General features: G+C 39.2%; 21 protein-coding genes and 1 rRNA gene. 15 read left to right on the top strand and 7 right to left on the bottom strand.

Going from position 1 to position 25,448, the window contains the following annotated elements; genetic code table 11:
- Positions 1–185 precede the first annotated feature (185 nt).
- The 7 genes from rrf to GQR45_RS01495 all read left to right on the top strand — a co-directional run bounded on the left by rrf (position 186) and on the right by GQR45_RS01495 (position 8,060).
- Positions 186–300, top strand: a 5S ribosomal RNA gene (gene rrf / locus GQR45_RS01525).
- A gap of 62 nt (positions 301–362) precedes the next feature.
- On the top strand, positions 363–518 hold the full coding sequence (locus GQR45_RS01520) for a hypothetical protein (protein ID WP_165724900.1): 156 nt from the start codon (positions 363–365) through the stop codon (positions 516–518).
- 267 nt (positions 519–785) lie between these two features.
- A complete protein-coding gene (locus tag GQR45_RS01515; RefSeq protein WP_165724899.1) occupies positions 786–1,580 on the top strand; it encodes a VOC family protein in 795 nt (264 codons plus the stop codon).
- A gap of 86 nt (positions 1,581–1,666) precedes the next feature.
- Entirely contained in the window at positions 1,667–2,029 is a 363-nt protein-coding gene (locus GQR45_RS01510; RefSeq protein WP_024591417.1) for a hypothetical protein, read from the top strand.
- The gene (locus tag GQR45_RS01505; RefSeq protein ID WP_165724898.1) at positions 2,026–4,359 is read left to right on the top strand and encodes a fatty acid cis/trans isomerase; all 2,334 of its coding nucleotides are present in this window, start codon (positions 2,026–2,028) and stop codon (positions 4,357–4,359) included. Before GQR45_RS01510 ends, GQR45_RS01505 begins: the two co-directional genes overlap by 4 nt.
- Before the next feature lie 123 nt (positions 4,360–4,482).
- Entirely contained in the window at positions 4,483–6,210 is a 1,728-nt protein-coding gene (locus tag GQR45_RS01500; protein ID WP_007582129.1) for a response regulator, read from the top strand.
- A gap of 440 nt (positions 6,211–6,650) precedes the next feature.
- Positions 6,651–8,060, top strand: a complete 1,410-nt coding sequence (locus GQR45_RS01495) for an ATP-binding cassette domain-containing protein (RefSeq protein WP_165724897.1) — start codon at positions 6,651–6,653, stop codon at positions 8,058–8,060.
- 47 nt (positions 8,061–8,107) lie between these two features.
- Here the strand turns inward: GQR45_RS01495 and GQR45_RS01490 are convergent, their stop codons facing one another.
- The 6 genes from GQR45_RS01490 to GQR45_RS01465 form a co-directional block, all read right to left on the bottom strand.
- Entirely contained in the window at positions 8,108–8,986 is an 879-nt protein-coding gene (locus tag GQR45_RS01490) for a TraB/GumN family protein (RefSeq protein ID WP_007582127.1), read from the bottom strand.
- 50 nt (positions 8,987–9,036) lie between these two features.
- Positions 9,037–10,473: a HAMP domain-containing sensor histidine kinase gene (locus GQR45_RS01485; protein WP_165724896.1), complete on the bottom strand. Its 1,437-nt coding sequence runs from the start codon at positions 10,471–10,473 to the stop codon at positions 9,037–9,039.
- Positions 10,454–11,128 (bottom strand): response regulator transcription factor, encoded by a 675-nt coding sequence (locus GQR45_RS01480; protein ID WP_024594409.1) that lies wholly within the window; start codon positions 11,126–11,128, stop codon positions 10,454–10,456. Before GQR45_RS01480 ends, GQR45_RS01485 begins: the two co-directional genes overlap by 20 nt.
- A 73-nt stretch (positions 11,129–11,201) precedes the next feature.
- Complete coding sequence (locus tag GQR45_RS01475) at positions 11,202–13,181, bottom strand: LTA synthase family protein (RefSeq protein ID WP_206008478.1); 1,980 nt, start codon at positions 13,179–13,181, stop codon at positions 11,202–11,204.
- Entirely contained in the window at positions 13,172–13,543 is a 372-nt protein-coding gene (locus GQR45_RS01470) for a diacylglycerol kinase (RefSeq protein ID WP_165724895.1), read from the bottom strand. The genes GQR45_RS01475 and GQR45_RS01470 overlap by 10 nt, the downstream gene beginning before the upstream one ends.
- Positions 13,540–15,210 carry a phosphoethanolamine--lipid A transferase gene (locus tag GQR45_RS01465; RefSeq protein ID WP_165724894.1) on the bottom strand — a complete coding sequence of 557 codons (1,671 nt, stop codon included), beginning with the start codon at positions 15,208–15,210 and terminating at the stop codon, positions 13,540–13,542. The genes GQR45_RS01470 and GQR45_RS01465 overlap by 4 nt, the downstream gene beginning before the upstream one ends.
- Before the next feature lie 553 nt (positions 15,211–15,763).
- Here GQR45_RS01465 and ilvG point away from each other — a divergent pair.
- The 8 genes from ilvG (at position 15,764) to GQR45_RS01425 (ending at position 24,882) form a co-directional block, all read left to right on the top strand.
- Complete coding sequence (gene ilvG / locus GQR45_RS01460; RefSeq protein ID WP_007582116.1) at positions 15,764–17,413, top strand: acetolactate synthase 2 catalytic subunit; 1,650 nt, start codon at positions 15,764–15,766, stop codon at positions 17,411–17,413.
- Entirely contained in the window at positions 17,410–17,655 is a 246-nt protein-coding gene (gene ilvM / locus GQR45_RS01455) for an acetolactate synthase 2 small subunit (RefSeq protein ID WP_010553831.1), read from the top strand. The genes ilvG and ilvM overlap by 4 nt, the downstream gene beginning before the upstream one ends.
- Before the next feature lie 103 nt (positions 17,656–17,758).
- On the top strand, positions 17,759–19,615 hold the full coding sequence (ilvD, locus tag GQR45_RS01450; RefSeq protein ID WP_010553830.1) for a dihydroxy-acid dehydratase: 1,857 nt from the start codon (positions 17,759–17,761) through the stop codon (positions 19,613–19,615).
- 2 nt (positions 19,616–19,617) lie between these two features.
- Positions 19,618–21,171 (top strand): threonine ammonia-lyase, biosynthetic, encoded by a 1,554-nt coding sequence (gene ilvA / locus GQR45_RS01445; RefSeq protein ID WP_007582109.1) that lies wholly within the window; start codon positions 19,618–19,620, stop codon positions 21,169–21,171.
- A 97-nt stretch (positions 21,172–21,268) separates the two neighbouring features.
- Positions 21,269–22,303 carry an ABC transporter substrate-binding protein gene (locus GQR45_RS01440; protein WP_165724893.1) on the top strand — a complete coding sequence of 345 codons (1,035 nt, stop codon included), beginning with the start codon at positions 21,269–21,271 and terminating at the stop codon, positions 22,301–22,303.
- Positions 22,304–22,364: 61 nt separating this feature from the next.
- The gene (locus GQR45_RS01435) at positions 22,365–23,540 is read left to right on the top strand and encodes a methyltransferase (RefSeq protein ID WP_165724892.1); all 1,176 of its coding nucleotides are present in this window, start codon (positions 22,365–22,367) and stop codon (positions 23,538–23,540) included.
- A 30-nt stretch (positions 23,541–23,570) separates the two neighbouring features.
- On the top strand, positions 23,571–24,233 hold the full coding sequence (gene can / locus GQR45_RS01430) for a carbonate dehydratase (RefSeq protein ID WP_007582103.1): 663 nt from the start codon (positions 23,571–23,573) through the stop codon (positions 24,231–24,233).
- Between the two features lie 4 nt (positions 24,234–24,237).
- Positions 24,238–24,882: an NAD(P)H-binding protein gene (locus GQR45_RS01425; RefSeq protein WP_024594415.1), complete on the top strand. Its 645-nt coding sequence runs from the start codon at positions 24,238–24,240 to the stop codon at positions 24,880–24,882.
- Positions 24,883–25,099: 217 nt separating this feature from the next.
- Here the strand turns inward: GQR45_RS01425 and GQR45_RS01420 are convergent, their stop codons facing one another.
- Entirely contained in the window at positions 25,100–25,363 is a 264-nt protein-coding gene (locus tag GQR45_RS01420) for an accessory factor UbiK family protein (RefSeq protein ID WP_007582099.1), read from the bottom strand.
- Positions 25,364–25,448: the final 85 nt, after the last annotated feature.

Raw genomic sequence — 25,448 nt, 5'->3', positions numbered from 1 at the left:
TAACTTGTACTAATTACCCGTGAGGCTTAACCATACAACGCCAAACGCGTTTTATGTGATAGTGAAACAAGCGAAGAAGTTAATATGACTAAAGTAGATATTACTTAAGAAAGACTTAAAAAATATTATCAGATATTTTCCAAATTCAGTTAGTGCGTAGCGATACGAATTAACGCCCAAATTTGCTTGGTGACAATAGCGTTTTGGACCCACCTGATTCCATGCCGAACTCAGTAGTGAAACGAAACAGCGCCGATGATAGTGTAGCATTTGCTATGTGAAAGTAGGACATTACCAGGCTTCAAATTGTAGAAAGCCCGAATCTAACGATTCGGGCTTTTTTACGTCTGCAGAAAAGTGAAATGCGCGCAATTAATGCACACTACATCAACACCCATCACGTAGGGCGGGCGAGCATAGCGACTCCCGACGCTGATATACTGCGTAGCGTACCGACTTTATATTGTAGAGCGTCTGAATCTAATGATTCGGGCTTTTTTACGTCTGCAAAAAAGTGATTCAGGGATTCCTCTAGAGCGAAGGACTTCTTAGTAAATAATTTATATCGATCAGCAATAATATTTAATCAATTTGAGGGATTAAATCTGACGCTAACTGCGTTAAAAACCTCATATATGAAACAACTGAATAACGAATTTTTGCCCTTCTTTTATCGACTCCGCTTTGTTATTGCTCTAATCTCAATTTATGATCTGTTCAATTATGTAGTTTATAAAATGTGACAGAGCTCGTTTAGATAAAAATAGAATAATAAGGGTTAAATAATGAGTGAAATTGATAATCATCCACATGGCATTTTTTGTTGGTCAGAACTTTGTACACACAATTGGAAAGAAGGTAAGACGTTTTATACATCATTATTTGATTGGGGGTATGACGATCAACCTATTGGGGAGGAAATATATTACACGATGCTACAAAAGCAAGGTGATGATATAGCCGCTATGTACGAAATGCCTGAGGAGCAAATTAATGCAAAGATACCAAGTCATTGGTTGGCTTACATTGCCGTCGATAATGTTGACGATTGTGCGCTAAAAGCTAAAGAACTAGGTGCTGAAGTTATTGCCGGTCCTCATGATGTTATGAATGCAGGGCGAATGTTGATGCTAAAAGATCCTGTAGGTGCCACTGTTGCACTATGGCAGGGGAATGAGCATAGAGGTTGTAAGCACTTAGGTGAATTAAACACGCCTTATTGGCATGAGTTAGCAACCAGAAATAGTAAAGTAAGTAGAGACTTTTACTGTGCTTTACTAGGCTGGGAAAGTGAAATAAAGCCAATGGAAGGTATGAACTACACTTTATTTTTGGTTGATGGACAGCCAATTGCCGGTATGCTTGAGATGACAAGCGACTGGCCTGAAGATATTCCTGCTCATTGGATGATTTATTTTGCAGTACAGAGCTGCGATACAGCAGTAAATAAAGCCGCTAGCCTAGGTGGACAAGTATGTGTTCCTGTAACAGATATCCCCGATGTTGGTCGTTTTAGTGTTATATGCGACCCTCAAGGTGCTGTATTTTCGGTGATCGAATCTGTTATAGATGACGTTTAAACAGTTACATTAGCTTTAGCGTTAATTTACTCGCTAGTTTGTTATAATACTCGCCAATTAAATCGTCAGAAAGTGCAGAGAACGCAATGGAATTTGAACAAGATAGCAATTTAACCCTTCCTTTATTTCTATTAGATGAATCATTAAGTGATAGAGATTTAGAGCAGCCTGATTTTGAAATATCAATTGGACTTGATGATGAGTTACTTGCTCAAATTTGCCAAAATCCAAGTGAAGATAGCAGTGTAGCTATTACCGTTAGCGGTTATGAGTTGCTTATAACTGATTCTCTGTATTTAAGTATATTAGAGCAAGAGCATGATGCGCAGATAACATTAACGCATGGGCCTCTTTTAAGTATTGTTTTGAATACTGAAGGTCAAAAAACATTCGTTTCTCCTCAAATGGATATGATGCCTACCTTCGATTTAGGTGACGAGGACGAATGAAAAAAATAATAATAAGTACATTTGTATTAATTATCCTTAGTGGTTGTGCTTACTTAGGTAATGCACATTACGATGATTTATTTGGCCCTGAACAAGCGCAAGAACGTATCGTTCCACATTCTACCCTTGCTGGAGCTGATTTTTTACAAAACGTAAAACCAGTACTCGATACCCGCTGCGTCGTTTGCCATGGTTGTTACGATGCACCTTGCCAGCTTAAGCTCTCATCCCCTGAAGGTATTGATCGAGGTTTGAGTAAAGAGCTCGTTTACGATGGAACTCGTTTATTGGCAACGACCCCAAGCCGTTTATTGTTTGATGCAACCAATACACAGCAATGGCGAGAAAAAAACTTTACGCCAGTGCTAAATGAGCGCGTACAAAGTGAAGAAGCAAACTTAGCGGGCAGTGTGTTATTTAATAGTTTAGTGTTAAAGCAAAGCTATGAATTACCAACTAATGAAGTGCTAGATGATGAATTTGATTTTTCATTAGGGCGTTCGCAAACCTGTGCAACAATGGGGGAGTTTGACCGATTAGCTGACGAGCAACCTCATGGCGGTATGCCTTATGGTTTACCTGGGGTTTCGCGCGAAGAGTTTAATCATTTACAGAACTGGCTTAAAAATGGCGGTAAAATGTCACATATTGAGCCACCAAGTAAGTATGATCAGAATAAAATAAAGGGCTGGGAAGCATTTTTAAATCAAGATAACTTAAAGTATCAGTTATCAGCACGTTATATTTATGAACATTGGTTTTTAGCACATATTTATTTTACGTCAGAGAACCCACAAAGCTTTTTTAAACTAGTTCGCTCAAGTACGCCTCCTGGTGAGGAAATAAAGTTAATTAATACGCGTCGTCCATACGATGACCCTAAAGTTAGCCGTGTTTATTATCGTTTTATGCAAGAGCGTACAACCATACTTTCTAAAACGCATTTACCACTTGAGCTTAATGAAACTAAATTACTGCGTTTGTACGAGCAGTTTATTGCGCCAGATTATACAGTTACGCAAATGCCGAGTTATGAGCCTAAGTCAGCATCTAACCCATTTAAAACTTTTGAAGTTATTCCTATTAATTCTAAATATCAATTTATGCTTGATGAAGCAGAGTTAATTATTATGGGCTTTATAAAAGGGCCTGTTTGTCGTGGTCAGATTGCTTTAAATGTTATAAATGATCACTTTTGGGTGGCATTTGCTGATCCTGATAAGGTTGCGACTCCTGCTGTAGGGGAAATGCTAATGCAACATGAAGAAGCTCTAGAACTTCCTGCCGCAGAGGAAAGTAATGCGTTACCTATTTCTAGCTGGGTTAAATATTCAGTTCGTGAGAAAAAATATTTACAGGCAAAAGTTGAGCTTGCAAACGAAATGTTCAAAGGTGGCGAGCATCTTACAACTGACTTGCTTTGGAAAGGTGATGGGCATAATAAAAATGCTGCGCTGACTATTTTCCGCCATTTTGATAGTGCAACTGTTGTTAAAGGTTTTATTGGTCAAGAGCCTAAAACCACGTGGATACTTGATTATGCGTTATTTGAACGTATTCATTATTTGCTTGTGGCAGGCTTTGATGTATACGGAAATATAGGCCATCAATTGGTTACACGTTTATATATGGATTTTTTACGTTTAGAGGGAGAGCAAAACTTTTTAGCTCTATTACCTGAGCACAAGCGTAATCAAATCAAAAAGCAGTGGTATCGTAATTCACCACCTGACTTATCTAAGTTCTTTAAAAGTAACCGAGAATTTAGCCAGCCCAGTGGTATTAACTATGAAACTGATGATCCACAGCATGAACTATATACCTTGATGAAAGAAGCCTTAGCGCCAGTTTTAAGTGAAAAATACAACTACACTGAAGTGGCAAAGCCGTTAAATGTAATAAGTGAAATGCCAGCAAAAGCGGTTAACTTATTACCTCAGCTTTCTTTTATACTTGTAAAGCAAGAAGATAATAGCCATAAGGGCTACACTATTATTCATCATAATGCGCACTACAATATATCTAGTTTATTAAACGAAGATGGCCAACGTGCTTATGATGAAGATACCGCGACTATTGTTCCTGGGTTTATCGGAGATTATCCAGCAGCTATTTGGTATTTAAATAACGAGCAGCAAGTAAATGCTTTTGCCGAGCAATTGCCTATGATGCAAATAGAAGCTGATTATGGTGCATTGAAATCTAAGTTTGGTATTCGACGTACTCATCCACAGTTTTGGCAATACAGCGATATATTGCACGATACAGCTAAAAAATATCGTGGGATAGAATATGGAATGTTCGACTATAACCGTTTAGAAAATAGATAGTTAAATAGTTTTATTTTATTAGCCCAACTTTTTAGTTGGGCTTTTTTATTTAATAATCATTATTTAAGCTGCTTATTAGTTCTAAAAAATTGAGCTACACTTAAAACAAAAACAGGGCTTAGTATGTTTAAAGTTGTCGCGAATATCCGTACTCGTTACCGATGGGCATTAATAGCAATAGCACTATTAATAAGCACATCAGCATCACTTATGCAGTATTATTTTTCGGTGCAAAAATATGACGCAAAAATAATAAATATGGCTGGTAAGCAGAGAATGCTTTCTCAAAAAATAGCTTGGCATAGTAATGAGTTATTATTATCGGCAACAAATATTTCTGAGCATACTAAAGCGTTAAAAGCATCAGTCGTATCATTCAAAAAAACTCATAATTACTTACTTTCAAAAAATGCTAATGGAGAGTATCAGTACCTTACACCTAAACTTATTAAGCTATATACGTTAGCTCCTCATAAACTAGATTCCCAAGTTGCAACATATATCCAGCAAGCGGAAAATTTGCTTTATCAACAAGGCCAAGTAGATAAGCGTATATTCTCTGTAACTGAGGTTGAAGAGCTATTAAAGCAACTAGATCATGCAGTGAATTTATTTGAAGAGCAAGCTGTCCAAAAATTGAACTGGGTATCTAACCTTGAATTATTATTTTGGCTTATGGCGATGTTTTTACTTCTTGTAGAGTTAAGGTTTGTATTTATGCCAATGGAAAAAGAAATAGGTAACGCATTGTCTAAATACCAAAAGCAAAAAGAGTTCGCTCAACAAGTGAGTCAAAATAAAGAGCATTTTATTGCCAGAGCAAGTCACGAATTTAGAACTCCTTTACAGGGTCTTATTACGTCTATTGAGGAGTTAAAGGTTTCTGATACGCAGCAAAGCGTTAAAACCCAAGCTAATTACTGCGCACTTAGGTTAATAGCTATATTAGATGAACTGCAGGACTTGCAAGCTTTAAGTACAGGTAAGTGGGTACCGCAATTTAAAAATGAAAACCTTCTAGAGTCGTGTAATAAAGTACTAATGGCTTACGAGCATGCTTGTCAGCAAAAAGGCCTAAAACTAGTTAGTTGTTTAGATGAATCATTAAATTGTGTATGTAAATTGGATCATCAACGTTTGCAGCATACGCTTACAGAATTAATCAGTAACGCTATTAAGTTTACGACAGAGGGTGAAATTACTGTCTCTGCAAAGCTTTTTAATAATGAACTTTGTGTAACTGTAAGTGATACTGGTTGTGGTTTTTCGAAAGAGATTACTGATCTTGAATTTGACTCATTTAAACAAACAAACCATTTTCAAGGATTAAGAACAGGTCTCACTCGGGTTCAGTATGTTGTAAAGGCGTTGCACGGTGAAATTACCTTCAAAAATAATGAAGCCCATGGGGCGCTGGTATCTTTGCACTTACCAATAATTGCCAGTAAAGCTCTCCCAAACCCTCGTAAAATAAATGACAAACTAAAGTGTTTAGTCGTTGAAGACAACCCATTAAATACTATATTACTGACCCGCATACTTAGCTTATTAGGTTTAAGCTATGATTGCGCTGAAAACGGCAAAGTCGCGTGCGATATGGTGAGTGAAAATCAATACGATATTATTTTTATGGACTTAAATATGCCAGTAATGGATGGGTTTGAGGCGATTAAAAAAATACGCTCTGATCTTAATAAAGTAATGCCAATTATTGTTATAACAGCAAATACTTCACAAAATGATATAGAGCGAGCTTATAAATACGGGGCTAACCTTCATATTCATAAACCAATAAGTCAGCAAGCAATTAAAGACGCATTAAATAGTATTAGCGTTGCTAGGGCGTGTTGATCTTTGGTAGTTGAATTTGCAGCAGTATGCTTGGTTTTTAGGCAAGGCAGAGCCTATGTAGTGTGGTTATTCCCCATAAATAGGCGATAACGCAGCATAAATACCAAACATGCGCTGCCCATTGGGTTCTTTCTAGGGACGATTAACTCTTTGTTGCCTACATGGATGTAGGTAAGGGGCGTGAGCAGGACGCGGAAGCTTTACTCGGTTTTGACTTATTCTTACATGGATGTAAGCCATTAGAATAACGCAGGAGCAGTTATCGAGCTCACTAGGTTACAAACCTCGCGCCGCGATTTAATCGCCCCTAGATTGAACAAATTTCAATCCACAAAGAACAATACGCCCTAGTGAAATAAATTAATTTTGCAGATAACAAGCTTGCTAAGCTCTTTTAATATGCGTTAACTTGCTGTTTTAAGGTTTATTAGGAAAAGTTAGTGCAGTCAATTACGCTTGAGCAATTTAATGGTTACTTACAAGGACAAGGCAAAAGTCGTTACGACATATGCAACCTAGATTGGCAAGTGAATCTAGCAGAACATTGGCTGCTTCTAGGTGCTAATGGAGCCGGTAAATCTGCACTGACAGCTGCGTTAGTTGGTGAAGCTAAGTGCGAAAGTGGTAAGCGTATAAGTAGTATTAATAAACTTATGCTCGTGTCTTCAGATTCGCATAAACAGTTACTGGCCCAAGAATTAGAGCACGAAAAGCATAGCCTCGTTCAAGACCTTATTTTTACAGAGCATAGTAATAATGGTGAGTTATTAGCGCAGCTAATAAAATTATTTAAATTTAGCTCATTACTAAACAGGCATTTTAGAGATCTTTCAACGGGTGAAACTCGTAAACTCCTACTTATTAAAGCACTCAGCTCCCATAGTGAGCTAGTCGTGCTTGACGAGCCATTTGATGGACTCGACGTACAATCTTGCCAGCAACTTAATAAAATACTCATAGAGCTTAGCCACACGATTACTTTTGTTTTTGTGCTAAACCGCTTAGACGAAATCCCTTCATTCATTACTCACTATGGTTATGTAAACCAAGGCTGCTTGTTACATACTTTAGCAAAGCCAAGTAGTGAGCAATTAAGTGACTTACTAAAACTACTTCATTTAGAGCATACTTCATTGGATGTGCCATCTCCTGATACCAAACAAGAGCAAAAGACATTCACTGGTAATACCTTAGTTAAATTGAGTAATGCTAAAGTTAGTTATAGTGACGTAAGCATATTCAAAAATCTCAATTGGACTATAAAAAAGCATCAGCATTGGCAGCTTACTGGAGCGAACGGTTCAGGTAAAACATGCCTATTAAATTTAATAACAGGTGATAACCCACAGTGTTATAACAATGACATTGAAGTGTTCGGTTTTAAACGCGGAACCGGGGAGAGTATTTGGGATATAAAACAGCATATTGGTTTTATATCTAACGCGCTACATATGGATTATCGCGTAAGTATATCGGCTTTAAATACTGTTATATCTGGTTTTTATGACAGCATAGGTTTATATCAAAAGCCGAGCGACGCACAAGTTAATATTGCTCAACAGTGGCTGGCATTTATTGGTTTAAGTGACAAGCAAAACACCTCATTCACCCAGCTTTCGTACGGCGATCAGCGTATGTTATTAATTGTGCGGGCTATGGTAAAGCATCCAACGTTACTTATTTTAGATGAACCTTGCTTAGGCTTAGATGAAGCAAACAGACAGCGTGTACTGCTACTAATAGAGAAAATTTGTGCTGCCAATACAAGTACTGTGATTTATGTAAATCATCATGCGGCAGACAAAATTAAAGGAATAGAGAATTACTTAAAAATGGAAGACTTTAATTAAAAACTCAGAGAAAGGTTGAGCGAAAAATCACTCAACCCATTTTTATTTTAAAGACGAGTAACGCTAAAGCCTTTATCTCGTAGCTGTTTAAGTAAACCGTGTTTTTCAGGTAAATGCAGAGCGCCTACGGCAATAAATAGTTGCTCGTTTGCTAAACGCGGTGTGAGTTGTTTAACCCAATTATTATTGCGGTTAGTTAGCATTACTTGCTCGCTAATTTCACCATAATTACTGTCATCAAAACTCATGTTGTAGTAATCGGTTAGTGTATCCATGTCACCGTTTTTCCAGGCATTAACTAATTTGATAAAGTAAGTATTAATATCGCTGAGTTGCTCAAATGTTTCTTCAATCATTTCATTGCTTAATAGCGCCATGCCATCAAACATTTGCAGTTGTTGCTCTAGAGTTTCAAGCTCACCAATTTTTATTTTATGTTCTTTAGCGTAAGCAAGTACTTGCTTGTCTATGCCGGTTTTATCTGAATATCCTGCATTTTGAAATTCAATTTGCATCATAGTCACCATAACAGCCCAAGGCTTTAAGCCATTAAACATAGCAATATCAATCGACTTTTTAGCAAAGTAATTTTTTAGCTTGGTATAATTTTGCTTTGAAAGCTCAGTTTGTAATGTTTTACCGTCACTTAGCATCATAAATGGCATTGAGCGCTGTTGCATTTCAAGTGGTGTAAGTTTGCTTATATCAACTTCAACAATCACTTCTTTGCTTGCACTAATTGCATCGGTTACATTTTTAGGTAAGCCTTTCATGCTGGCATCACCAACGTGTACGGTGCCAAATAAGTAAGAGCTAACGCCATTTTTTTCTATCTTGTATATGGCAGGAGCTGCATAGCTGTTAAGGCTAAATGTTATAAGTAATGCCACAATAAAAAAGTGGCTAACACGGGTAAGAGCATTCATGGTTTGTCCTTAAAATCTCGAAGGTTAGTAGTGTAAATACTAACCTAAATTTACTTCAGAGGTAACGTTAATATAAACGTTAACGTATTGTTTTCGGTATTACTGGCCGTGATAGTAAAGCCATTTAAGTTACATAAGCTCTGTACAATTGATAATCCTAAACCATGGCGCTGGTTATTAGTTCTAGATGAATCTAGCTGATAGAGCGGGTCAAAAATAGCAGTGAGCTGTTCACTACTTAGTGGTTTATTTACTTTGTTACTAACAGAGATGTTCATGTTTGTGCTGTTATTTACGGCAGTTAATTTAATTGGTGCCTCAGGGAGTCCATAAAATAGTGCGTTATCGATTAAGTTACATAAAATGGTATTTAAACTAAATTCGTCAGCATTAAGTGTAAACTCGTCAGTTATCTCATTATTTAAACGCGCTTTAATACTTGGGTGCTTAAAGGTCAGCTCATCAACAATTTGATTTACTAGGTTATTTAGAATGATATTTTGTGCATTTAATTGCATTGCACTGCTACTTGAGCGCTGCAACAGTAATAGGTTGCTAACAATCGTTTTCATACGCTGTGAAATATTAAGCACATCACTGGTATAGGTGTCGCTAATGCGTTTATCGTCAGGGTAGCGAATAGCCACCTCTGAGAGGCTTATGAGTTCAGCTATTGGGGTTTTAAGCTCGTGTGCAATGTCGCTTGTTAGGCGTTTTTCATTACTATAGAGTTGCTGATTAACGGTAATAAACTTATTTAGCTCGTTACGTATAGGTTCTATTTCTTCTACTTTAAAGTCGCTTTCTATTGTTTGCGCAACACCGGTAATATCGAGTAACTTAATTTGGTCGTTTAAGTTGTGTAGCGGGTGCAGGCCTTTATTTACAATACGTGTCACTAAATAGCGCACACCAAACACACCAAGTACACAGGTTAAAATAAAGACCACATCAATAATAATCAGTACTTTATTAAGTTCGGCTGTCGGCGCTGCGATTGCAAGCGTCATGGTATTAAAAACAGCAGAGTGAGTGGGGTTTCTATCGTCTTTTTGGGCTACAAAGTGACTTATAAGTGCGCGGCCATCACGCCCGTTAGGAAGCTCGTAATCTATAATTTTAGATTCGTTTATCGGCATTTCTAAAAAAGGTAGGTTAGCATTTTCATAAAGCGCTAATGAGTCCGAGCGTTCAAACACATCACGGCCATGCCATAATTGGTAAAACTCCGTGGCATCGGCTGCTTCATACTCCGACATAAACTCACCAGCAAAATCAAATTCAACCACGTTGTTGTCATCTTCAACTAAGGTTTTTAAGTAGTTAGCTTTGTTAGTTAAAGACTGATTGAACTGATCTTCCACCCAAGTATCAACACTTAAATCAACGGTTAAAAATATGGTGAATAAAATAACTGAGATCACAGCGCTAATATTATTAACGAGTTTACGCTTTATTGAGTGACTTTTATTTTGTTGTTGCGACATAACCAAATCCACGTTTGTTTTTTATCGGGAGCTCGCCATTAAACTGTCTTACTTTTTTACGTATGGTTGAGATGTGTGCTTCAAGCGCATTTTTAGAGAGCATATCAAACTGGCCTACCACGGCTTCACTTATAAGCTCGAGCCCTAATACTCGCTCTGGGGCGTTAAATAAGCATTCTATTATTTTGTATTCATTACGCGTGAGCTCAATGGCATGTTGCTTGTAGTGAAGAGTTTTAAGTGACAGATCTAATACGCAATCACCTACGGTAAGGGTATTTTGTTGGTTTTGCAGTGAACCGCGACGAAGTAATGCAAGGACACGAGCATGGAGTTCTTCAAACGAAAATGGCTTAGTTAAATAATCGTCAGCGCCTTTCATAAGGCCGCTAATTTTATCTTGAGGCTCACTTCGTGCCGATAAAATTAGCACACGGCTTTGGCTATTACTGCTGCGCAGTGCTTGTAAAATACTCATGCCATCAACGCTCGGTAGCATTAAATCAAGTACGAGGAGGTCGTAGTTTCCACTGAGTGCCATACTCAACCCTTCTGAGCCATCACCTGTTTCATCTACGGTAAAACCAAGGTTGCTAAGGCCAACTTGCAAGCTGCGTCTTAGTGCTTCAGAGTCTTCAATAACGAGGATTTTCATGTTTACTCGGTTTATAAAAATAGCCTTGTTACTTTAACAAGGCTTTATTATCAAGTCACTGCAAGAATAAGAACTAATGGTACCAACCATTTGTGTAGGCTAAATTACCCAAGTTCGCATGGGCTAGGGCTTTTTTTACTAATTGCTCATCGTTTTCACATGGCACAAGCTGGTTATTGCTATACGTATAGGTGGTTGCTGGTTTTTGTGGTTGTAACACCACCACTTTATTATCGTGCATGTAGGCAAAGTTTTTGTCGTATTGCATCATTGCGCGTTGTTTGTTGTCGCTAATTGGCTTTGATAAATCATGGCCTATCATAGGGTGCTTACCACTTGCGCCAATCAAAGACAGTAGAGTCACAGGAATATCTATCTGGCTGGCTAGTTGGCTATCTCGTTTATGGGTAATACCTTTACCAAAAATAACGGCCGGAATTTTAAAGTGATCAACTGGTACTAAATTAGAACCCGATACGCGTGAGTCGTGATCGGCAATAACTATAAACACGGTATCGTCCCAGTAGCTCGATTTCTTGGCTTTTTTGATAAAGGTGCCCAGCGCGTAATCTGCATACTTTGCTGCATTATTACGAGTTTGTTTTTGTTTGTCGTACAGCGTTATTTTATCGTCAGGAAAGTCATACGGGCTATGATTAGAGCTTGAGAATATAAGGCTAAAAAAGGGTTTGTTTTGATTTTTAAGCTTAGTAAGTTCTATGTCGGCTTGGTCGTACAAGTCTTCGTCTGATGCGCCCCACGAGCCATTAAAGTCTATTTTTTTAAAGTTATTTGTATCTACGATACTTTTAAAACCATTGCCTAAAAAGAAGCTGCGCATGTTATCAAAATGGCTTTCGCCACCATAAATAAACTGTGTGTTGTAATTTTGCTTTGCTAAAAAATCAGCAATGGTAAAAAAATCACGTTGTGATTTATCAAGCTTAACAACCGCACGCGAAGGTGTTGGTGTAAATCCTGTAATTACCGCCTCAATACCACGAACAGAGCGTGTACCTGTTGCGTATAAATTATCAAATCCCCAGCCTTGTTTATAAAGTGCATCAATATTAGGTGTAAGCGGTAAACCGCCAAGTGTTCCTACATAACGAGCGCCTAAACTTTCTTGTAAAATAATGACTAGGTTTTTTTGCTTATCTATATTACTTGCTGCATGAAACGTTTTTGTGGGGGCGGTTGCATCATTAAATGCAGCCTGCGTATTTTGCATGTTACTACGCACAATACTAAGTAATTCATCGGTGGGCATTTTACCGTAATAGTCTTGGCTTGATTGCTCGTTAGAGAGTTGCTTTACTGCAAATGCGACGCTATAAAGTGAGTTAAGAGTTAAGTCGTTAAGTAAGTGATCAGTAGAGAACGAGACCATGGCGGGGTTAAGTGGTCTGTGCCCTAATGAGTTACGCGCGCCCAAAATAGTTAAGCATACTAAAACAAGCGCTAAAATTGATTGGTTTAAGCCTGTTAGTGATGACTTACTTTGCCATTGATTGCTAAATATTTTGCTTGCAAATTTACAGCTTAAAACAAGTGCTATAACAGCAATAAATACTTCTAACTTATAGCCTGAAAAAATCATTTTTGAGACTTCTTTAGGGTAAATTAAATATTCTATAAATAAGCGGTTAGGGCGCAAGTCGTACTCGTTTATAAACGTAGGCGTAATCACTTCAAAAAAAACGAGTAAAGCAGACATCCCCACTAAGTAAATTTTAATTAGGCCGCGTACTTTATTTTGCCAACCTACGCTTTGCATCAGTAAGGTAAGTAGTAATGCGGGCATAATAATGTAGCTTAAAGTGGCTATATCAACTCTTAAACCACCTATAAATATAGACAACCACGCATGCGATCCAAATACACGCTCCCCTTGCCATACACTTAAACCAAAGCGAGCAAGTGTTAAAAAACTAAGTGCTAAAACAGCAAATACAACAAAAATCCATACAGGGCCAAGTGCATTTTGTATTTTAGGTATTACTTTAAATATTAGCCTCGTTATTTTAGGTATAAAAGTTAGCTTTATGCCCATAACACAGCCCACCAAATAAGTGCGGCAATTAGCATAGCTATAAACACGCTTGCAGAGGCAATATCTTTAGCGAGCCCTGAAAGCTCATGGTATTCACTGCCAATTCTATCAACTACAACCTCAACTGCCGTATTTACCAGCTCAGCAAATAATACAAAAAGCAGGCTGGCGACAAGCAGTAATTTATCCCTTAGTGCAATTTCTTGTAGCCACACAAACACACCGAGTAACGAAAACATTGCTAACTCTTGTTGAAACGCCGCTTCAAATCGACTCATCCATTTTAAGCCGTTAAAAGAATGGCTTAAGGTAAAAATAAGGCGCATTAAGCCTTGGCGTTTTATAACAGTTTTATTGCTCATAATTGTATTTCGCTTGGTGTTGTTTGGCAGCTAGCAAGTAAATCGAGCGATGCCTGATACGTTTTGCTTTTAATGCCAATTAAATTTAAAAGGGTGTGAAAAATATTGTTGTGTGAGCGTGCAGCAGTGGTGTCTAAATTAGCTAAACAGGTATTAGTAATGCGCTGATTATGCTCATCAGCCCATATATAAAGAGGAACGTGCGTTTGTGTGCTAGGTGCAAAGCTATACGGAAAACCATGTAAATAAGCCCCACCTTCGCCAAGTGATTCACCATGATCAGAGACATATAAAAACTGTTTATCTATGTTGTTTGGTAGTGCTTTTAATTGCTCAATTACTTGAGCGTTAACAAAGTCGCTGTACGCAATTGTGTTGTCGTAGGTATTAACTAATTCATCGAGTGAGCAGTTTTGAATGTCGCTTCTATCGCACGTAGGCGTAAATTGCTTAAATTTATCTGGGTAGCGTTTAAAGTAAGTTGGCCCGTGTGAGCCCATCATATGTAGGACGATAACGGTGTTAGCTTGGCTTAAATTAGCGAGTTTGCGCTTAAGTGGAGCAATAAGTGCTTCATCAAAACAATATTTCCCATCGCAAAGCGCTGATGGGGTGGTTGGGATATCAATGTTAACAACACGGGTGCATACGTTTTTACAGCCGCTGTTGTTATCAACCCACAGTACGTCGCTGCCAGCTTGTTGTGCTAAATCAATCAGGTTTTGTTGGTTGTCGGCTGCTAATCGATCAAAGTTATCTGGTGTTTGCAGTGAAAACATACACGGCACAGACACAGCAGTAGCGGTGCCACAAGACGCCACATTATTGAAATACGTCACATTGTACTTTTGTGTGTAAGAATTTGTGTTGCGCTTATAACCTTGGTAAGCAAAGTTTTCTGCTCGTGCGGTTTCGCCAACAACTATAACTGTTACGCTGGTGGTATTAGGCGCAATTAGGGTGGGTGCTGCATCTATGTTTTTAAATTCTATATTGGTGTACAGCAGTTGATCGCGCATATATTTATAACCGCTAGAGAGATACTGAAACGGAATAATTTCTTTTTTCAAAATGCGGTTGTTACGTCCAGTGGCTGCGTAATCGGCGTAAAAGTTAGCGACCACTAAAGCAATTAGCGTTAAGCAGGCAATAATAAGTTTTATGCGGCTAATCGCTTCTTGATGAGGGCGAGTAAAGTGTATTTTTACTTTGCTTAATATAAAAACAGGTAGCGCACAAAAAAGTAGTAAAAAGGCTATGAGCTGCGGGTTTAAATAGCTCAGCGCTTCGCTTGAATCTGTTTCGAACGTGTTTTGAATCATTGAATAGTCAAACACAACACCGTAATTTAATGAGCCGTAAAGCACGGCGCTAGAAATTATCAGTAAAAGATAGTTAACTGGTTTTAATAACCATCTAACCGACACTATCGAAAAGAAAATAATTAAAAGACATAACAAAAGTAGCGGGACTGAAAGTAAAAATAGCCATGAAAAAGATGCAAGAGAGGTTATGGCGCTAAACGAACCTTGAATAAAAGGAATGTTTATAACTAAACAGTAATAACAGGCAATCATCACTACAAAGGCATTTGCACTACAGTGAATGTAAAACCGTTTACTACGATTTGGCTTTTTTTGTGCTGGTGTTTGACTAATTACGTTCATATTTAGGCTCGTTTAAAATAACAACGCCATGCTATGCAACAACACTTAAGAGTCGCTTAAGAGAACCTACGCATTACCTGAAGGTTATAAATAATTTTATTTATAAAAATATTCTTAAAAATTAATCAAACCTTAAATAAGGGATATAAGAATAGTGAATTTCTGAGAATAAAATTAGAGCATAAAAAAACCACTACTAGCTTGTATAATGAATTTTAAAACCTGATAAATTGCCTTTTAGTCTTTTTGTTAGATTAACTTTGGTGTTGACTTAAAGGGCCTAGCGCGGTACTAATATAAAAAGAGAGCGAAGGAATAACCTTCGCGATAATTGAACAAAATTTGGTATTAATTACATGCTTACAAACGCACTTAACCTAGTCCTGATTATTATCGTGGTGATTATTCCCGCGAGGGCTTCGTAGTGCTTTAAAAACTTAAGCATTAAAAAAGCCCTCCGCACTTAACCGTTCGGAGGGCTTTTTAGTTTTAAGGGCAAAGTTTTTAGCGTAAAAATGTAATTGGGTTGTCACTGAGGAATGAGGGTTTATTAATGACAGGCGCAGAACTAACAATCGACTTATTGGCCAAACACGGCGTAAATGAAGTATTTGGCTACCCAGGCGGAGCTATTATGCCAATTTACGATGCGCTGTATGGCGCGCCAGTCAAACACTACCTTACTCGTCATGAGCAAGGTGCAGGGTTTGCAGCTGTTGGTTATGCTCGCAGCACGCGTAAATTAGGTGTGTGTTTTGCTACATCGGGCCCAGGTGCAACTAACTTAATAACTGCCCTTGCTGATGCGATGATGGACTCAGTACCATTATTGGCGATTACCGGCCAAGTGCCTACTGCAGCTATTGGTTCAGATGCGTTTCAAGAAATAGATGTACTAGGTATGTCGCTTTCGTGTACTAAGCACAGCTACATGGTAGAACGAGCGGAAGACTTAGCAGAGATATTACAAGAAGCTATTCATTTAGCGCAAAGCGGCCGACCAGGTCCTGTACTTGTCGATATCCCAAAAGATATTCAAATGGCGCAAGTACCTTTTAAGCCTTGGCTTGCAGCTGATGAATACTTACCTGAGTTAGATTTAAAGCAAGTTGCTATTGCTAATCAATTGTTGAGTGAGGCTAAACAGCCTGTAGCGTACGTAGGCGGTGGTGTACAAGCCGCTGATGCGCAAGACGAGTTAATGCAGTTTTTAAATAAAACCCAGATGCCTGCTGTATCAACACTAAAAGCATTAGGCAGTGTGTTACCTGACTACGAGCATTACTTAGGCATGCTAGGTATGCATGGTGGTCAAGCCGCTAATATTGCCGTGCAAGAATGTGATGTACTTGTGTGTATAGGTGCGCGCTTTGATGACCGCGTAACGGGTAACTTAGCTAAATTTGCAGCTAAAGCTAAAGTAATTCATTTAGATATTGATGCCGCTGAAGTCGGTAAGCGAAAACCTGCTAAAGCTTCATTAATTGCTGATTTAAAAACGTCGTTACCTGCACTTGAGTGCTTTGTAACACCTAAAGCGTGGTGTGACACAAATAAAGAAATGAATATCAAGCACGCGTGGCGTTACGACTACCCAGGTGAGAAGGTTTACGCACCGTACTTATTAAACCAACTGAGCCAACGCATGCCAAAAACTGGCGTTGTGTGTTGCGATGTAGGTCAGCATCAAATGTGGGTAGCACAACACATGAAGTTTACTCACCCGAGTAATCATTTAAGTAGTGGTGGCGCAGGCACAATGGGCTTTGGTTTACCGGCTGCTATTGGCGCACAAGTAGCACGCCCTGATGACTTTGTTATCACTGTATCGGGCGATGGCTCAATAATGATGAATATTCAAGAGTTGGCCACGATTCGCCGTAATAATTTACCTGTAAAAATATTAATTTTAGATAACCAGCGCTTGGGTATGGTTCGCCAATGGCAGGAACTGTTTTTTGAAGGACGTTACTCTGAAACTAACCTTTCGGATAACCCAGACTTTGTGCAACTAGCTGCTGTATTTGGTATTCCAGGGCAAACAATTACCCACGCTAACCAAGTTGATGATGCTATTACAGCATTAGTTAACAGCAAAGGCCCGTACATAGTACATGCCTGTATTGATGATAAAGAAAATGTTTGGCCACTTGTACCACCTGGGGCTGCTAACGACGAAATGATGACGGAGAAAGCAAAATGAAACACAGCCTAACTATTGCATTAAAAAGCCAAAGTATAGCGGTAGAGCGCTTTTTACGAGTGGTGCGTCATCGTGGTTTTAACCTAACGCATTTTCAGCTCAATATGGATGATGGCTTATACAACGTAGCCATGACGGTAGATAGTGATAAACCTATTCACCTACTAACCAGCCAGCTAAACAAGCTGGTAGATGTAAAAGAAGTCACTTTACAAAATTTACAGCACCAACAGGCTGTGTAATTACGAATTAAAAAATAATTTACGAGTAACTGAGTCACTCGGTTATTCACCAATTTTAGAATGAGGAATGCCCGCTTATATTGCGGCAAAAACTGAGGTAACTATGGCTAAATTAAGAAGTGCAACAACAACTGAAGGACGTAAACGTGCAGGCGCAAGAGCATTATGGCGCGCAACAGGTATGACCGACTCTGATTTTGGTAAACCGATTATTGCCGTAGTTAACTCGTTTACACAATTTGTACCAGGGCATGTACACCTTAATCAGCTTAGTGAGCTTATGGGTGAGACAATAACCCAAGCCGGTGGCGTTCCAAAAGAATTTAATACCATTGCTATTGATGATGGCATTGCGATGGGACACGGCGGTATGCTTTATTCGCTGCCTTCACGCGATTTAATTGCTGACTCGGTTGAATACATGGTAAATGGTCACTGCGCCGATGCGATGATCTGTATTTCAAACTGCGACAAAATTACCCCTGGGATGATGCTTGCAGCCCTTCGTTTAAACATTCCGGTAATATTTGTATCGGGCGGTCCAATGGAGGCAGGTAAAACTAAACTTGCTAACATCGACATTAAACTTGATTTAGTTGATGCCATGGTTAAAGGCGCAGATGAGTCGGTAAGTGATGCAGATTCAGAGCAAGTAGAGCGCTCTGCGTGTCCTACATGTGGTTCGTGTTCAGGCATGTTTACTGCAAACTCAATGAACTGTTTGCTAGAGGCAATAGGCTTAGCACTTCCGGGTAACGGTACCACGCTTGCCACTCATAAAGACCGTAAACAACTGTATGTTGAAGCAGGGGCTCGTATTGTTGATTTATGTCGTGAGTATTATCAAAAAGATAATCAAGATGTATTGCCACGCGCTATTGCTAACAAAACAGCCTTTATGAATGCAATGGTTGTTGATATTGCAATGGGCGGCTCGTCAAATACCGTATTACATTTACTCGCTGCTGCGCAAGAGGCCGGCGTTGATTTTGATATGTCGCATATTGATGCGCTTTCTCGTAAAACACCGTTTTTATGTAAAGTTGCACCAGCAACACCAGAGTACCATATTGAAGATGTACACCGTGCTGGTGGCATGATGGCAGTTGTACGTGAGCTTGGTAAAGCGGGCTTAGTTGATATGTCGGTTAATCATGTAGCTGGGTCAACAATGGCTGAGCTTGTTAAAAAATGGGATGCAACCGACCCAACTAACGAGGTAGCGCGCAAATTTTACCGTGCGGGTCCTGCGGGCATTCGTACTACTAAAGCAATGAGCCAAGAGTGTCGCTGGGATGAAGGCGATAATGACCGTGTGAATGGGTGTATTCGAAGCGTTGAACACGCTTTTCGCCAAGACGGTGGTTTAGCTGTGCTTTCGGGTAATTTAGCGGTTGATGGTTGTGTTGTAAAAAGTGCTGGCGTAGTTGACGAAATGCTACATTTTGAAGGCACCGCCATTGTATACGAATCACAAGATGATTCAGTTGAAGGGATTTTAAATAACGAAGTAAAAGCCGGCGATGTAGTGGTTATTCGTTATGAAGGCCCTAGAGGCGGCCCAGGTATGCAAGAAATGCTATACCCAACAAGCTACTTAAAATCGAAAGGCTTAGCTGAAAAGTGTGCTCTTATTACAGATGGTCGCTTTTCGGGTGGTACTTCGGGTTTATCAATTGGCCATGTATCGCCAGAGGCGGCGAGTGGTGGTGCAATCGCTTATGTTGAAAATGGCGACAAAATCATTATTGATATCGCAACACGTGAAATCACATTAGCGCTAAGCGATGAAGAACTTGAGGCACGTAAACAAAAGCAATTAGCACGCGGAAAAATGGCGTACAAGCCAGTTGATCGTGAGCGTTATGTATCGTCTGCTTTAAAGGCTTACGCATTACTTGCAACAAGTGCCGATAAAGGCGCAGTGCGCGACTTAGCTAAATTGGAGGCGCTTAGTTAATTATGGTCTCTCAAGAGCTCGATTATTTTCGCGCTATTATTCAAGCAAACATGGAGCCTTTGGCTAAAGTTACTGAGGTTAGCGAAATGGCTGAACTCAGTAAAAAGCTAGGTAACCATGTTTGGTTAAAGCGTGAAGACCAACAGCCCGTGTATTCATTTAAGTTACGCGGTGCGTATAACAAATTAAATAAATTACCTAAAGGCTCAGTGGTTATTACTGCTTCTGCGGGTAATCATGCTCAAGGGGTTGCATTGAGTGCATCTCACCTTGGGCATCAAGCAACTATTGTAATGCCAGTAACAACGCCTGAAATAAAAGTCAGCGCAGTGCGCGCACTTGGCGGTGAAGTTGTATTACATGGCCATCATTTTGATGCAGCAAAAGCCTATGCGCTTGAGCTTACAGAGCAGCGTAACGGTATATTTGTCCCGCCATTTGACGATCCGGATGTCATTGTTGGTCAAGGCACTGTAGCACGCGAGTTAATGCAGCAATTAAACGAGCTTGATGCTGTGTTTATTCCTGTTGGTGGCGGCGGTTTACTTGCTGGTATGGCGGTTTACATTAAATCGTTGCGTCCAGATATAAAAGTAATTGGCGTAGAAGCCGACGAAAGTGCGTGTTTACAAGCAGCACTTGAAGCCGGTAAGCCAGTAGAGCTTGATCGCGTTGGTAGTTTTGCCGATGGCGTAGCGGTTAAAATTATTGGCACTGAAACATTTCGTTTAGCGCAAAAGTTTTGCGATGAAGTTGTAACCGTTACTAGCGATGAAATATGTGCAGCCATGCAGGATATTTTTGTATCTACGCGTGCAATTGCAGAGCCATCAGGTGCACTTGCAACGGCTGGGCTTAAAAAGTGGAGTCAGCAGTCGGGGTTAAAAGGACTACATTTAGCGGCTGTGCTTTCGGGTGCTAATTTAAACTTTGATCGCCTGCGTTATGTAGCAGAGCGCACTGCGCTGGGTGAAAAAAACGAAGCGCTATTAGCGGTTACTATTAAAGAAGAAAAAGGCAGTTTTAAACAGTTTTGTGCTTCTTTAGGTGGCCGTGCTATTACTGAATTTAACTACCGTTATGCAGGACCTGGTGAAGCACAAATATTTGTGGGCATTGCTCTGCGCCAAGGCGAGCAAGAGCTTAATGAGTTAAAGCAAGACTTAACAAATAACGATTATCAATTTTGCGATTTGTCGGATAACGAACTCGCTAAATTACATGTGCGTTATATGGTTGGCGGAAAAGCACCAGAGCAATTACATGAACGTTTATTGCGTTTTGAATTTCCTGAGTATCCGGGTGCGCTTGCACGCTTTTTAGATACTTTAGGCAGCAATTGGAACATTACCTTATTTCATTATCGTAATCACGGTGGTTCGATGGGGAATGTACTGGCAGGTTTTGCTATTGAGCCGAGTCAGTATGAAATGTTTAACGAGCATTTGAATCGCTTAGGTTACAGTGTACAAGATGAAACACAAAATCCGTGTTTTACCCAATTTTTAACATCAAAACCGCAAGCAGAAAAAGCCGAAAAACTCGCCTCAGTATAACTCTTCTTTAAAGGCAGGCACCTAACTAGGGTGCTTGCTTTATTACACGTTTTACATATAGTTACAGGTAATCGTCATACTTTTTGAGGACACCTATTTGCTATTTAAAGGATTAATCATTGGATTGTGCTTTTTTTGCAGCCATATCGCGGCGCAAGAATCAGTCACATTACAGCTAAAATGGACACATCAGTTTCAGTTTGCTGGCTACTATATGGCTAAGCAAAAAGGCTTTTATAATGAAGCGGGCCTTGATGTAACTATTAAACAAGCTAATCCAATGAAACCTGATACCTTTGGTCCTGTGGCCAGTGGCGAAGCACAATTTGGTGTAGGGCATTCCGGTATTTTACAGCAACGTATTAATGGTCAGCCTTTTGTTGCAATGGCAGCCTTATTGCAGTTTTCACCTTATTGCTGGATGGTAAAAGACACGTCTGATATTTTTCACCCTCGTGACTTTGTTAATAAACGTATCACTGCTGTGAGCAAAAATGACGGCACCGAGCTACTTATTATGCTTAAACGCAGTGGCGTTGATGTAGATAAACTCAAAGTTTACAATGGCGAAAATTTTAACCAGGCTTGGATTGAAAACAAGCTAGATGCTATGCAAGTTTATGTTACTACAGAGCCTTATTATATGACTCAACAAGGCGTAGCTCATCGGCTTGTTTGCCCACAGCGTTATGGTATGGATGTATATAGCGACATTTTATTTACCAGCGAAAACATGCTTAAGCAAAATCCACAAACGGTCGAAAAATTCTACCAAGCGAGCCTAAAAGGTTGGCGCTATGCAATGCTGAATATGGATGAAGCCATTGCAGTCACCCAGCAAAACTATGCACCGAGTAAGAGCTTTCATCAGCTCGCCTTTGAGGCTGAAGTACTAAAAAGTTATATAACCCCACCCACTACCAGTTTAGGGCATATGTCGATAGCAAAGTGGCGCTTAATAGCTGACTTATATGGCATACAGCAAAACGAATTTGACGAAGTGAAATCTCACTTTATTTATAAATACCAAGAGCCTGAAAAGATGCAATTATCATGGATGCTTATAGCAGCTATTTTGGTGAGTATTATTTCAATACCTTTGTATTTACGGCTTATTTTTAGCCAAAAATAACTGCTTAATGAGAGCTCACTGAGCTGATATAATTAATTGTCTTTTTATTTTTTAAGCTGTTATGACTTTAGCCGAGCAATTTTTTGCACTTGATTCACTTTTAACGCGCCATCGTCAGTATTGGCAGTGCACCGCATTTGATTTTGACACTATTCCTTGGCCAGAGCTGCAAGGCATACTTAACGAACTAACTGATGATCAGGTAACCGTTCTTGATAACGATCAAAATCAGCTATACCAATTTTTTAGCCAACACATAAACCAACTTGATGAACTTGCTAAGCTATGTGAGTTACCTAGCTCTGCACACTCTCGATCTGATTATCCGTTTTGGATAAGTAACGGCATTAAAGGTCGTAAGTTTGATCAGTTACAAGACTTTGTATCTGCACTACCTAATACTAAGCAACCAGTTTTAGAGTGGTGTGCGGGTAAAGGACACTTAGGGCGAATGCTTGCTTTTAATGGCGCAAGTGATGTGCATAGTATTGAACTGCAACAAAGCTTATGCGAGCAAGGACAAAAAAGTGCACAGCAACAAGGCTTGGCAATGCACTTTAGCCAAGCAGATGTATTAAAAGAGGATATCACTCAATTTTTTAATGCTGATATGCATGCCGTAGCGCTACACGCATGTGGTGGTTTGCACCAAGCATTTATGCGTCAAGCAAGTGCAGCGAAAGTACAGCAAATTAGCTTTTCACCTTGTTGCTATCATTTATTTACGGCTAATGAGTACCGTGCAATGAGTGAGGTTGCAAACCATAGTGAGCTTAACCTAACGCATCGCGATTTAAAGCTCGCATTACAAGAAACCGTTACAGCGCCTTCTCGTCTGGAAAAAGTACGTAAAACAGAACTAGAATGGCGACTTGGTTTTGACGCACTTAGAAAATTGATTACTGGCGAGCAATATTATGTAAGCGTACCTTCGGTTAACAAAGCTATATTTTCAGATTCGTTTAAATCATTTTGTGCATGGGCTGCAGATAAAAAGGCAATAAACCTACCTCAAGGTACTGATTATAATAAATATTTAGATATTGGTGTTGCTCGAAAAAAAATAACTGACCGAGTTGAACTGGTTCGACATGTGTTCAGAAGAGCAATTGAAGTTTGGCTTGTGCTCGATCGTGCTTTATATTTGCAACAGCAAGGCTATCAAGTAAGCGTTAAAACGTTTTGTGAAAAGCAGTTAACGCCTCGTAATATTTTGATTCTTGCTAATATCCATTAAATTTCCGTCCTCGACTTAATAAGAGATGCAATGAGAAAGTTAAAAAATTTATTCGATAACAATAAACGTTGGGCTGCACGTACAAGCGAAGCTGATCCTGAGTTTTTTAAAATTTTATCTATGCAACAAAATCCAGAGTATTTATGGATTGGTTGTTCAGACTCTCGTGTACCTGCTAATCAAATAGTTGATTTATTACCAGGCGAATTATTTGTGCATCGTAACGTTGCAAACGTGGTTGTACACACTGACCATAACTGTTTGTCGGTTATGCAGTACGCTGTAGAGGTTTTAAAAGTAAAACATATCATGGTAGTAGGTCACTATGGCTGTGGTGGCGTACAAGCCGTTTTAAACAATGCAAAATTTGGCTTTATTGATAATTGGCTACGCCATGTAGGGGATGTAAAAGAAAAGCATCTTGAACAACTTGATGCAATGCCTGAAAGCGAACGTTTAAGCCGCCTCATTGAGCTAAATGTAATTGAGCAAGTGCGTAATGTATGCCGTACTAACATTGTGCAAGATGCGTGGGAGCGCGGCCAAGAGCTAAGCGTTCATGGTTGGGTTTATGGTTTAGAAAACGGCCACCTTCATGATTTAGAATCTGTAGTAACGTGCGCGAGTGAAGAAACGCAAAGCTACAAAAAAGCAGTGCAGCACGTACTTAATAAAGTGGGCGAAAATAAATAAATTTATGACTAAAACGGCGATATTAATAGGTGCTACAGGTTTGGTCGGTAATGAGTTGCTACATAAGCTACTTAATAGCGATCGTTATACCAAAGTGGTTACGTTAAGTCGTCGGGCTTTGCCTATTACACACGCAAAGCTAGTTAATCACGTTATTGATTTTGAAAAATTAACTCAATACGTTGAGCTTTTCAAAGGTGACGTATTGTTTTCGTGTTTGGGCACAACCCGTAAACGGGCGGGCTCTACACAAGCTCAGCGTAAAGTAGATTTTGATTATCAGTTTATAGCGGCGCAGTTAGCGGCATGTAATGGTGTTACGCATTACTGCTTAGTGTCATCAAGCGGGGCGAACACGCACAGTAATAGTGCTTATTTGAAAATGAAGGGTGAGCTTGAGCAACATATTAAAGCACTCCCTTTTGATAAAATAAGTATTTTACAACCGTCTTTATTATTGGGTGATCGTGAGCAATTTAGAGTGGCAGAAAAGATAGGCAGTATTATTTTTCCTGTTATTACACGACTTCCGTTTTTAAAGCGTTACAAACCAATAACTGGCGAGCAAGTTGCGCAAAAAATGCTGAGTGTGAGCTTAGAGCAACAGGCTAAGTTATTTTATTACGTACTTGATGAGCTATTTGAATAAACTTGGTAAAACGCAAAAGGCAGCCTAAGCTGCCTTTTTTGTACATTAAATTAATACCAATTTTATTAAAAAAATGATCATTCTAGCGTATTAAATAACTCACTAACTACGTTAAAAATTATTTATATAGAACAACTATGTACCATAATTTTAGCCTTGTTATTGAGCTATTTTCTTATCGCTATAATAGAACACTAATTTAATGCAATTGGTATAATTATTCAGCATCAGTTTTAGTGCTAAGTTGTTGCTCAAGCAATGCAACTTTAGCTTCAAGTTCGGTTAGTTTTTCGCGAGTACGAATAAGTACTTGGCTTTGCACATCAAATTCTTCACGGCTCACAAAATCCATCTCAGCAAGCTTGTTTTGTAAAACTTGCTTTGTTTTACCTTCGAGTGTCTCTGCTAGGTTTTTTACACCTTGTGGCATATTGCTAGTAATTTGCTTAGCAATTTCTTCAAGTTTTGCTGGGTTGATCATATTTGTCCCTTTGATGCGGCCTAAAATAATAATAACTAATATTACCTTATACCCACGGTATTTAACACATGATCATCTTTACCTT

It is taken from the genome of Pseudoalteromonas sp. SA25 (assembly GCF_011378705.1).
GTDB lineage: Bacteria > Pseudomonadota > Gammaproteobacteria > Enterobacterales > Alteromonadaceae > Pseudoalteromonas > Pseudoalteromonas arctica.
Note: the sequence above shows the minus strand (reverse complement) of the source record. Positions and strands in the feature narration are given on the sequence as shown.

Excerpts from the sequence above, each read along its gene's own strand:
- GQR45_RS01515 (WP_165724899.1), top strand. The coding sequence starts at position 786 with ATGAGTGAAATTGATAATCATCCACATGGCATTTTTTGTTGGTCAGAA.
- GQR45_RS01425 (WP_024594415.1), top strand. The coding sequence starts at position 24,238 with ATGACTAAAACGGCGATATTAATAGGTGCTACAGGTTTGGTCGGTAAT.
- ilvG (WP_007582116.1), top strand. The coding sequence starts at position 15,764 with ATGACAGGCGCAGAACTAACAATCGACTTATTGGCCAAACACGGCGTA.
- ilvA (WP_007582109.1), top strand. The coding sequence starts at position 19,618 with ATGGTCTCTCAAGAGCTCGATTATTTTCGCGCTATTATTCAAGCAAAC.
- GQR45_RS01465 (WP_165724894.1), bottom strand. The coding sequence starts at position 15,210 with ATGAACGTAATTAGTCAAACACCAGCACAAAAAAAGCCAAATCGTAGT.
- GQR45_RS01435 (WP_165724892.1), top strand. The coding sequence starts at position 22,365 with ATGACTTTAGCCGAGCAATTTTTTGCACTTGATTCACTTTTAACGCGC.
- GQR45_RS01485 (WP_165724896.1), bottom strand. The coding sequence starts at position 10,473 with ATGTCGCAACAACAAAATAAAAGTCACTCAATAAAGCGTAAACTCGTT.
- GQR45_RS01520 (WP_165724900.1), top strand. The coding sequence starts at position 363 with ATGCGCGCAATTAATGCACACTACATCAACACCCATCACGTAGGGCGG.
- GQR45_RS01505 (WP_165724898.1), top strand. The coding sequence starts at position 2,026 with ATGAAAAAAATAATAATAAGTACATTTGTATTAATTATCCTTAGTGGT.
- GQR45_RS01480 (WP_024594409.1), bottom strand. The coding sequence starts at position 11,128 with ATGAAAATCCTCGTTATTGAAGACTCTGAAGCACTAAGACGCAGCTTG.
- ilvM (WP_010553831.1), top strand. The coding sequence starts at position 17,410 with ATGAAACACAGCCTAACTATTGCATTAAAAAGCCAAAGTATAGCGGTA.
- can (WP_007582103.1), top strand. The coding sequence starts at position 23,571 with ATGAGAAAGTTAAAAAATTTATTCGATAACAATAAACGTTGGGCTGCA.
- GQR45_RS01475 (WP_206008478.1), bottom strand. The coding sequence starts at position 13,181 with ATGGGCATAAAGCTAACTTTTATACCTAAAATAACGAGGCTAATATTT.
- GQR45_RS01510 (WP_024591417.1), top strand. The coding sequence starts at position 1,667 with ATGGAATTTGAACAAGATAGCAATTTAACCCTTCCTTTATTTCTATTA.
- ilvD (WP_010553830.1), top strand. The coding sequence starts at position 17,759 with ATGGCTAAATTAAGAAGTGCAACAACAACTGAAGGACGTAAACGTGCA.
- GQR45_RS01500 (WP_007582129.1), top strand. The coding sequence starts at position 4,483 with ATGTTTAAAGTTGTCGCGAATATCCGTACTCGTTACCGATGGGCATTA.
- GQR45_RS01490 (WP_007582127.1), bottom strand. The coding sequence starts at position 8,986 with ATGAATGCTCTTACCCGTGTTAGCCACTTTTTTATTGTGGCATTACTT.
- GQR45_RS01470 (WP_165724895.1), bottom strand. The coding sequence starts at position 13,543 with ATGAGCAATAAAACTGTTATAAAACGCCAAGGCTTAATGCGCCTTATT.
- GQR45_RS01420 (WP_007582099.1), bottom strand. The coding sequence starts at position 25,363 with ATGATCAACCCAGCAAAACTTGAAGAAATTGCTAAGCAAATTACTAGC.